The 11348-nt window shown below is 46.7% G+C and carries 7 protein-coding genes; all 7 read left to right on the top strand.

Going from position 1 to position 11348, the window contains the following annotated elements; all coding sequences use genetic code 11:
- Positions 1–394: 394 nt before the first annotated feature.
- Complete coding sequence (locus Q0502_RS01515) at positions 395–1567, top strand: AGE family epimerase/isomerase (RefSeq protein ID WP_366521726.1); 1173 nt, start codon at positions 395–397, stop codon at positions 1565–1567.
- 34 nt (positions 1568–1601) lie between these two features.
- Positions 1602–3224 (top strand): sialidase family protein, encoded by a 1623-nt coding sequence (locus Q0502_RS01510; protein WP_298646331.1) that lies wholly within the window; start codon positions 1602–1604, stop codon positions 3222–3224.
- Between the two features lie 119 nt (positions 3225–3343).
- The gene (locus Q0502_RS01505; protein ID WP_298646336.1) at positions 3344–6568 is read left to right on the top strand and encodes a TonB-dependent receptor; all 3225 of its coding nucleotides are present in this window, start codon (positions 3344–3346) and stop codon (positions 6566–6568) included.
- Positions 6569–6590: 22 nt separating this feature from the next.
- Complete coding sequence (locus Q0502_RS01500) at positions 6591–8198, top strand: RagB/SusD family nutrient uptake outer membrane protein (protein WP_298646330.1); 1608 nt, start codon at positions 6591–6593, stop codon at positions 8196–8198.
- Positions 8199–8330: 132 nt separating this feature from the next.
- Entirely contained in the window at positions 8331–8987 is a 657-nt protein-coding gene (locus Q0502_RS01495) for a GDSL-type esterase/lipase family protein (RefSeq protein WP_298646328.1), read from the top strand.
- A gap of 12 nt (positions 8988–8999) precedes the next feature.
- Positions 9000–11078 (top strand): GDSL-type esterase/lipase family protein, encoded by a 2079-nt coding sequence (locus Q0502_RS01490; RefSeq protein ID WP_298646334.1) that lies wholly within the window; start codon positions 9000–9002, stop codon positions 11076–11078.
- Between the two features lie 14 nt (positions 11079–11092).
- Positions 11093–11348, top strand: a 256-nt coding sequence (locus tag Q0502_RS01485; protein WP_298646326.1) for a hypothetical protein, incomplete at its 3' end; no start/stop codon positions are given.

Here is an 11348-nt window from a genome sequence, read left to right as displayed (position 1 = left end):
TCCTTAGCTATATGCAAGATTTCCCGGACAAATTTTCCATTATCGATTTCTATTTGTTTGCCTGTAATATTCTCCCTATAACAGGATATACCCCTGCCAGCCTAAAGATAATAGATGTTGGCAAGATAGATTCCTTGAAGAAAGCGGGTAAGCTGGGATACCGGGGATAGGACCCAAGCAAATCTTCCTGTTCAACATTTCAACCATTTTATAAATATTTTCATAAAGAGTATCATTATTTTGCTCATATTATGTTTTGCAACATATTTATTAAATTATTTTATTATTATATTCTTTTTATCAATTTATTTTTATTTACTTTGCACAATATATTAATTAATTAATCTTATATAACGGGTAAGAAATGGAAAAAATGGATACTAAGATATCGGTCATAAATATTGAAGAAAAAATACTACAGTACAAAAACGAGCTGTTGGACAATGTGCTTCCCTTCTGGCAGAGTAAATCGCAAGATTACGAGTTCGGCGGATACTTCACTTGCTTCGACCGGGAAGGAAATGTGTTCGATACCGATAAATTTGTATGGCTGCAGAGCCGCCAGGTTTGGATGTTTTCTATGTTATACAATAATGTGGAAAAAAAGCAGGAATGGCTCGATTGTGCCATACAGGGCGGCGAATTTCTGAAAAAGTACGGACACGACGGAAATCTCAACTGGTATTTCTCGCTCACGCGCGAAGGAGAACCGTTGACAGAGCCCTACAATATTTTTTCGTACACTTTCGCCACGATGGCTTTCGGACAGCTAAGCAAAGCAACCGGAAACGCAGAATATGCTGAAATAGCCAAAAGAACATTCGATATTGTACTCTCCAGGCGCAGTAACCCCAAAGGAAAATGGAACAAAGCTTACGCCGGAACACGCAATCTGAAATCGTTTTCTTTGCCAATGATTCTCTGCAACCTTGCACTCGAAATAGAACATTTGCTCGATCCCGAATTTCTAAAAAAAACCATAGACGAGTGCATTCACGAGGTTATGGAGGTCTTTTTACGCCCCGAACTGGGAGGGCTGATCGTGGAAAACGTAAACGAAGACGGCTCACTTTCCGATACGTTTGACGGACGGCTTGTCAACCCTGGACACAGCATTGAAGCCATGTGGTTTATTATGGATTTGGGAGAACGCCTCAACCGTCCCGAACTCATCAACCATGCAGTAGAAACAACCTTAAGAATGCTTAACTACGGTTGGGACAAACAATACGGAGGTATCTTTTATTTTATGGACCGTAAAGGACTTCCTCCCCAACAGCTGGAATGGGACCAGAAACTCTGGTGGGTGCATATCGAAACACTTATATCACTCATCAAGGGTTATCAGCTAACGGGGTCGCCAGAATGCCTGGCATGGTTTGAAAAAGTGCACGACTACACCTGGAAGCATTTCAGAGATCCGGAGCATCCTGAATGGTGGGGTTATCTCAATCGCCAGGGTGAGGTGCTTCTCGATTTGAAGGGCGGAAAATGGAAAGGTTGTTTTCATGTTCCCCGGGGCTTATATCAGGTATGGAAAACGATGGAAAAGATTGATAAAATCTGAATTTTTTAAACGTATTACCCATTAATAGACAACAATGAGAAAAAAAATCGCTGTAAGATTATCCGTCTTTCTGTTCGCACCATTCCTGCTGAACAGCTTTAGCGGATGCAATAGTTCTACCGGTCCTGCAACGGAAATAACAGGTGTGGAAATGACTGAAAACACCGAATATACCGGGAGAGGAAACCAGAATGAGGTATTAATTGCGTTGAAGGTTAACGTAAAGGAAAACGAAACCATCTCCCTGAAAAATATCGTTCTCGTCAAAAACACCGCTACGCAGCCCTCCGACCTGAAGGAAATAAAAATTTACTCTACTGGCTCACTCGATACGCTCAACACGAGAACCCTTGAACAAGCAACCCTGCTAGGCAAAGCACCGTTATCTAAAAAGAGCACCAAAATCCGGTTGTCGGGAGACCTGCAGCCGGGTATGAATCATTTGTGGATAACCGCCGATATTGCCGATAACGCTACCGAAGGAAATAAGATTGGCGTTTCGCTCACGTCTGTCGGATACAATAAAAACAAAAAATTCGAACATCAGCCGGAACCTTCTCACGGAAGAGAAATCCTGTTAGCACGCAAGTTGATTTTCTCTCCTGGTGATTTCGACTCCAAATTTTACCGGATTCCGGCTATCACTACAGCAGAAGACGGTTCGCTTATTACCGCCACAGATAAACGAAAAGAAAATATCTGGGATTTGCCGCAGGATATTGACGTGGTTATCCGCCGCAGCACCGACAACGGAAAAACATGGAGCGAGCCGCTTACCATTGCCGAAGGTAAAGGATTGGCCAAAGGATACGGAGACCCCGCACTCATCAAACTCAATAATGGCAAAATCCTATGCGTGTATGCAGGGATGAACGGATTGTGGCAGTCCAGACCCGATTCGCTGATCCGTACCTACGTGAGCGAAAGTGCCGATAATGGTATCACGTGGACTCCCGTCCGCGACATTACAGCCCAACTGTACGGCGTAGATTGCCCGGATCCCGTAAGAAAAAAATGGATGGCCTCGTTTTGTGCATCTGGACAAGCCATTGAGACATCCTCGGGACGCGTTATGCTGGTTGCCGCCGTTCGCGAGGGTAGCGATTACTCGCTCAACAACTATTTGTTTTATTCAGACGACGAAGGTATTACCTGGAATGTTTCGCAAAAAGCCATGGAAGGAGGCGATGAGGCAAAAGTCGTAGAGCTGGCCGACGGGTCTATCCTGATGAGTATTCGCAACAAAAACAAAGGAAACAGGTATTACACCCGGTCAACCGACAACGGTATCACATGGACATCCGTACAATTGTGGAAAGACTTGAAAGATCCAGGCTGCAACGGCGATATGATCCGCTATTCGATGGAAAAGAATGGAGCAGGCAAGAACATATTGCTGCACTCCATCCCATTTGATGAAAAAGACCGCAAGAATGTTTCGGTTTACGTAAGTTACGACGAAGGAAAAACGTGGCCGGCTGGAAAAACAATCTGCGCAGGACCTTCTGCCTATTCCTCCCTTACAATATTGGAAGACGGAACAATAGGAGCCTACGTGGAAGAAGGGGAGCCGGGTATGAACCTGGTTTACCTGAATTTTTCCCTCGAGTGGCTTCTCCGGAACACAGATGAAATGAACCCAGGAAAAACTAAATAGAAATCAAAAAAGTATTAATTTTTTTAATTGGAGATTGTATGAAAAATTCTAAAATCGCTAAATCAATGAAGAGTTGGATAGTCAGCCTCTCCTTTCTGTACCTCTCCACTTTCTCGCTGATGGCACAAAACATCACAGTGAGTGGAAAAGTTACCGACAATGTGCTCAATGAGCCGCTTATAGGCGTGACGATCATTGTACAGGGAACTTCAAACGGGACGGTTACCGATATCGGCGGCAACTATACATTGGCCAATGTACCGTCAACCGGTAATCTGGAGTTTTCTTATGTGGGAATGCAAACACAAGTTATTGCGGTTAACAACCGAACTTCAATAAATGTAACGTTGCGGGAAGATACGGAACTTTTGGAAGAAGTGGTAGTAACCGGTTACGGCGGCACACAGTTGAGGAGCAAGGTAACCAACTCGATTGCCAAAGTTTCGAACGAAACACTCACCGTGGGGGTATTTTCAAATCCCGCACAAGCATTGTCGGGTGCGGTATCGGGACTGAGGGTAATCCAGACATCGGGTAATCCGGGTGCAGCCCCGCAAATAGTACTTCGTGGAGGCACCAACCTTGATGGATCCGGCTCACCGCTGGTAATGGTCGATGGACAGCTGCGCGACGGACTAAACGACATCAACCCGGAGGATATCGAGTCCATGGAGGTACTGAAAGATGCGGGCGCAACTGCCCTGTACGGGGCACGGGCCAGTAATGGTGTAATTCTTGTTACCACCAAAAGTGGGAAGGCCGGGCAAAGATCTCTTAACTTCAAAGCCAAATTAGGCCTCAACTATGTGAATAACCCCTATACTTTCCTGGGCGCAGAAGATTATATCACCTACATGAGAAAAGCCTATCAAAATACGCCCTGGGCATCAAAAGGAAATCTGACAGGATCAACCCCACTAGGAACAGGGAACGTGTACGGCGAAAATATGCTTTGGAATTTGATGAAACAAACGGATGACAATAAGTTTTTACTGGAGAAAGGATGGAAGTCAATGCCTGATCCAATCAATCCCACAGATATGCTCATTTACCGTGAAACCGACATAGCTAAATACAGTTTTGTGGACCCCTCATTTACCCAGGACTACAACCTGAATATGTCAGGAGGTAACGACAGGGGAAATTACTATGCAGGATTGGGTTACAATCACTCGGAAGGACTGCCGATCACCTCGTATTACAAACGCTACAGCTTTATCCTAAATGGAAGTTATAAGGTAACGGACTGGTTGAAAACCAACTCGAGTTTTAACTACAACCGCGCCAACTGGCAATCCATGCCGCCCACGCAGACCAGTGAAGCCAACTATTTCGGACGTATTCAGTCTACCCCTCCTACAGCACGTTATGAAGATGAAGAAGGCAAGATGTTACTGGGTGCAAACTCCGGCGACGGAAACCAGTCATACCAGGCAAACAGGTTCATGAGAGACAATCAGACCGATAAATTTACCATGATCCAATCGGCAGAGGCAAAACTACTCAAGAACCTGACATTAAGGACTTCTGCACAATGGTATTACAGCGAAGGATTTTACGAATCATTCAACCGGGATTATGAGACCAATCCGGGTAAATGGAACAGAACCCGCAGTACATCTGCTGAATTCGATCGTGATTTTTCTCAAACATACAACGCCACGTTAAACTACAACCGGTTATTTGCAGGGAAGCACAACATTGATGCGCTACTGGGAGCCGAATATTTCGACAAAGGAAACAAAGGATTCAATGCTTCCGGTTCTGGAGCCCCCACGGATGATTTTTGGGATTTGGGACTGACCGACACTGGAGAAGGCAAACGCAACATAGATTCCTGGCATTCACAATACCGTATTCTCTCCTATTTTGGCCGTGCAAATTATGACTACCAAGGAAAATACCTGCTTTCCGGCGTATTCCGGTACGATGGTTACTCATCCCTGTTAGGTGATAACCGGTGGGGATTTTTTCCGGGCGTATCTGCCGGATGGATTTTCGGCAATGAAGATTTTGTAAAAGAGAACCTGCCCGTACTCTCCTTTGGGAAATTACGTTCCAGTTTTGGTGTAAACGGTAATGCAAGCGGTATCGGAGCTTATACTCTTCAAGGATCTTATAGCCCACAGGCATACAACGGACGCACCGGTTTTCTGATTGGAACATTGCCAAATCCCGGACTGAGATGGGAAAAAACACGCACCTTTGAGGTAGGAACAGACGTTAGCTTCTTTGAAAACAGACTAAACGCCAATCTAACCTACTACAGCCGTCTTACCATGGACAAATATGCAGCCTTTGCCTTACCCTCGACCACGGGTTTCTCTTCTATCACCAATAATAACGGCGAATTCAGAAACAGGGGATTGGAATTGGAGTTGTCAGGCAGGATCATTCGGACAGAGGACTTCAGCTGGGAGATGAAAGGAAATATCACCTACAACAAAAACAAAATTATCTCGCTGCCCGCCAACGGTTTGGAAAGAAACCGACAAGGCGGGATAGAGATCTACACCGGCAAAAAAGTAATTAATCCGGAAACAGGATTGGAGGAAGATGGAAAGATCTTCGTTGGCGGTTATCAGGAAGGACAGGAACCAGGTCTCTTGGTCGGTTATCAATTTAACGGTATTTACAAAAGTGTGGATGAAATTCCAGGAAACCTCGTGGTAAAGACTGGAAACGACCAGGGAAAATATCAGTACGGACCTGCGGCTTACGCTGCTTTGACAGAAGCACAAAAAAGAAACGCCATTTTAATTGAACCGGGAGATGCCAAATGGGAAGACATCAATGGAGACGGCGTGATCGATAGCTTCGATCGGATTGTAATCGGAAATACAACCCCACGCTGGACCGGTGGATTTAACACCACTTTTAAATATAAAAACTTTATGTTGTATGGCCGTTTTGATTTCGGTTTGGGCTTCTATACGTATGACAACACTACTCCCTGGTTCCTGGGAGCTATGCAGGGAACGTACAACACAACTACAGATGTATTTGACACTTGGTCGCCGGAGAACCCGAACGCTAAATATCCACGCTATGTATGGGCCGATCAACTTGGAACAGGTAACGTAAACCGGCCTTCCACTCTTTTCGCTTATAAAGGTGACTACCTGGCTTTTCGAGAGATTTCCCTGGCTTATTCGTTACCGCAAAACATAGCAAAAAAGCTCTATATGCAGGCGATGAATGTATCCATTACTGGCCAGAACCTGGGTTATCTAACCGCAGCACCCATTGCCAGTCCCGAACGAGCCATTGGTGCAGGGGTAGCAAGCGGAACTGGTTACGGCCTACCACGGACCCTGTTATTTGGTATTAACTTAACATTTTAAACATCTTTAGAAATCCAACATTATGAAGATTACAAAATTAACAATCATATCAGGTGTGATGCTTCTGATCATCGGAGCGACCCACACTTCATGCAGTGACGCACTGGATCTGGCTCCCATTGATTATTATGGTAGCGGTTCCTACTGGAAAACCGAAGCTCATGCTACGGGATACATTGACGGCATTCACAAGCATCTGAGGGATGCAGCCTGGCAACACACAATTACTTTTGGAGAACTTAGAGGAGGACATTATATTTCGGGTACCAGCGGAGACGGCTCTTCGGTGTACAACGGTTCCATTATTCAGCAAAATTTCGATGCTAACAATACCGGCGTATCTAAATTTGGGGACCTGTACGGCAGAATCACCAATTGCAACCTGTTTATTGCACGAGTAACCGATGCTGACTATATCGCTGAAGCAAAGAAGAATTATTATCTGGGAATGGTATACGGGATACGCGCTTTCTATTATTTTGATCTGTACCGCATCTACGGAGGAGTTCCTCTGAGACTGGGAGTAGAGGTTGTTGATGGGGAACTGGATCCGACCAAACTCTATATGCCCCGTGCAAAAGCTTCAGAAGTAATGGCCCAAATCAAAAGCGATTTACAGAAATCACTCGATTATTTTGGCAGTGTGAATGATTTCAATCCGTACGGCATGGGCAAGAAAGTTTACTGGAACAAGGCTGCCACAGAATCGCTGATCGGGGAGGTTTATCTCTGGAATGCGAAAGTGACAACCGGAGACAACACAGCGAACCAGGCTGATCTGGCTGTAGCAAAACAACACCTGGAAAATGTGGCCAATAACTACGGATTAAAAATGCTGACGGAGTTTCCGAGGGTATTCGATGCTACCAATAAAGCCAATGACGAAATTATTTTTGCCATACGGTATGCAGAAGGAGAAGCTTCCAACGCAGTCAACCAGTACATCTATAATGTGGGTACCGGACAAACCAATAAAAATGCTTATCTGGAAGATGGCACCCTTTTTGATGACCCTTTACAGATTGCAACCTCCTCTTCCCAACAACGCTACGAATACACCAAACAGTTTTTTGAGATATTCGACAAAAAAGACTCACGACGAAATGCTACTTTCCTACCCTCTTATAATAAAGACAGCGATGGAAATCTTATTTATAGGGGAGTTTCCACGAAAAAGAACATAGGATACATCAACTCGAACGGCATCCGTCAATGGGTAGGCGATTTCGTGTTCTACCGCCTCCCCTGGGTTTACCTGTCCCTGGCAGAGATTGCCAATATGGAAGGAGACAATACAAAGGTGGAAGAGTACATCAATAAAGTACGCCAGCGGGCATACGGCGCAAACTGGAGTAGTGAGTTTACCTTCACGGCAAGTGATTTCACTACAAACGAATTAGCCATCCTGCGGGAGAAAGACAAAGAATTCGTACAGGAAGGTCAACGCTGGTGGGATTTACGCAGAATGACCCTCACTAAAGGAGGAAAACACTTGGTTTTCACCCAGGAAGGAAGTGTCGACGGCAACCCGGTTCTAAATGAAGCCACAGAAACACACAAAGTATTGTGGCCGCTAGACAAGAGTCTCCTCGACAATGATGATGCCCTGGAGCAAACACCCGGATACTAATCTTTTCATATATTAACTCAGGTCCAAAGATGGCGGTAATTATTTATCGCTATCTTTGGTTTCCTTTCAATGAAGTAGTGCGTTTATTCTCACTTTCTGTACATACAGCGCACGACGCAAGCATTTACCCGAATGAAAAAAATTCTGTTATTGTGTTTCATTACATGTACCACGGCAACAACCATTGCCCAACAACGAAACCACTCCACTTTCTACCATCAACGTGCTTCCCTGTTTGAGAAACTGCCAGTAACAGAGAAAGACATCCTTTTTGTTGGCAACAGCATCACCAATGGCGGTGAATGGGCAGAATTATTTAACGATCCGCGCATAAAAAACCGGGGAATCAGCGGAGATATCTGCGAAGGGATACTGGACAGACTGGCCCCCTTGCTGCGTGGCAAACCGGCGAAAATATTCCTATTGATTGGTATCAACGACCTGGCCCGTAACACTTCCCCCGATACGGTTGTGTCAATGACTGCCGACATTGTAAACAGGATCAGGTGTGAGTCACCCAGAACAGCAATCTACCTGCAAAGCATACTTCCCGTGAACGACTGCTACGGGATGTTTGAAGGACATACCAGACACGGGAGAGCCATTGCTTCGTTAAATGAGCGCTTGAAAGAGATAGCGACATCCCAATCGATCATATTTGTAGACCTTTACAGCCATTTCATAATACCCGGGAGTGACAAGCTGGATCCCCGATACAGCAATGATGGTCTCCACCTGATGGGTGAAGGTTACCTGAAGTGGGTAGAGATTTTGAAACCTTATCTGTAAGTATATCCCATGATAAAGAAAAGTATACTGTTTGTTTTGTTTCTTATCCCGACACTGCTCTTTGCAGAACGGACGAAAGTAGCCTGCGTGGGAAACTCCGTCACCTACGGCTACAAGATCGATGACCGGGCATTCACCTACCCTGCCCAACTGCAGCAACTGCTAGGCAATACGTACCGCGTGGAGAATTTCGGACACAGCGGCGCCACCCTGTTACAAAAAGGCCACAATCCCTACCGGAAGCTGAAGGTATTTGAACAAGCACTCGCTTTCGAACCCGACATCGTGGTAATCCACCTGGGGTTGAACGACACCGATCCCCGCAACTGGCCAAAGTTTCGGGACGACTTTACCCGCGATTACATAGACCTGATCCGTTCGTTCCAAGAGAAAAATCCGGCTACTAAGGTGTGGATCTGTCGCATGACACCCATCTTTAGCTGGCACCCCCGCTTCAAGTCGAGCACCCGGGTGTGGTACGAGCAAGTACAACAGGAAATTGAACGGGTAGCAGCAGTGACCCGTGTGCCGCTGATCGACCTGAACAGGCCTTTGTACAACCGGCCCGACCTCTTTCCCGACGCGCTCCACCCCACAACCGAAGGAGCAGGCATCATTGCGCGGACAGTCTACGGAGCCATCACCGGTGATTACGGCGGCCTGCAGATGCCAGAGATATTCACTGACCACATGGTGATGCAGCGCAACAGGCCGGTAAAGTTTTGGGGAACCGCCGATGCAGCCACGAAAGTAACCGTCTGCTTTGCGGGAAAAACAAGCACTGCACAAACCGGCCACAACGGAAAATGGACGGTTGAATTTCCTCCGATGAAGGCAGGTGGCCCTTACAACGCTACCATAGAGAACCAGGGAAGAAGTATCCGCCTGACCGATATCCTGGTGGGCGAGGTGTGGATCTGCTCCGGACAATCGAACATGGCCTTTCGGCTACAGGATGCCTCTACAGCACAGAAAGATATTCCTCGTGCCGCCAACAGGCAACTTCGCTTTTTCGACATGAAAGAGATTGCACCCACGGTGGCCATAGAGTGGAACGACAACGTGCTGGCAGAGGTGAACCGGCTGGGCTATTACCGTCCCGCAGCGTGGGCGCTGTCCGACAGCCTCACGGCAAGACAGTTCTCCGCTGTTGCCTACTATTTTGGCAGGATGTTGCAGGAAGAGCTAAATGTACCGATAGGATTGATACAGAACGCTATCGGAGGGTCTCCCACCGAAGCGTGGATTGACCGCAGAACGATGGAGCGGGATCCGTTGATGGCCGATTTCTTCACCAACTGGAACAGTAATGATTTTATCGACGGATGGGTACGTGAGCGGGGGATGCAAAACATTGCCCGTGCGAAAGAGAATCCCCTCCAGCAACATCCCTACAAACCCTCCTACTTGTTTGAAGCCGGAATGGCATCCATCAGCAAATATCCTGTTGCCGGAGCTATCTGGTACCAGGGTGAGTCTAACGCCAATAATGTGGAACTGCATGAACAACTACTCCCTATCTTGGTGGAAAGTTGGCGCAACGCCTGGGAAGAGCGCTTCCCTTTCTACTACGTGCAGCTTTCGAGCATGGAGACGGGGCGTGAGTCCTGGGGACATTTCCGCGACAGTCAACGCAGGCTGATGGAACGGATTCCTCGCTCCGGAATGGTAGTCTCCTCTGATCTGGGTAACCGGACCGATGTCCACCCCAGACAAAAAAAGGAGGTGGGAGAGCGTCTGGCACGCTGGGCACTGGCCGACAGCTACGGAAAAAACATTCTGAAAAGTGGCCCGCTCTTCAGAGAGGTATTCTTTGAGAAAGAAAAAGCGGTTGTCACTTTTAGTGAAACAAAGCTTCTCCGTACGTCGGATAACAATGCTGTAAGGAATATCGAACTGGCAGGAGAAGACAAGGTTTTTTATCAGGCAAAAGCAATGATCAGGGCCAACCGTCTGGAGGTGACCTGCGAGAAAGTGTCCCGCCCCGCATTCGTACGCTATGGCTGGGATTCCTACACGGAAGGCAATCTGGTCAACGAGGCAGGACTACCCGCCTCCACCTTCTCATCAGAATTTCAGGACAAAAAATAACTATTTCCCCGTACATGAAGATATTTACATACATCGTGCTGACCACCCTATTGCTTCTCTCCTGTAGCACGACAGAGAGGAAAGAAACATTTCAGCTGTTGCCGGAACCGAAGATGCTCACCATTGACCTCTCCGGACAGCACCTCCTCCGTCTGGGAGTACCCGATTCCTCCCTCGTCTCCGAAAAATTGGTGAATGCTATCCCCAAAGCAATCATCAATCCCGATGAAGCCTATCGCCTCAGAATTACGCCCGACAGCATCCTGATCG

Origin of the sequence: uncultured Proteiniphilum sp., assembly GCF_937873925.1 — a bacterium.
In the GTDB taxonomy this organism is placed as follows: Bacteria; Bacteroidota; Bacteroidia; order Bacteroidales; family Dysgonomonadaceae; genus Proteiniphilum.
The sequence above is the reverse complement of the archived record's forward strand: the minus strand, read 5'-3'. Positions and strand labels throughout refer to the sequence as shown.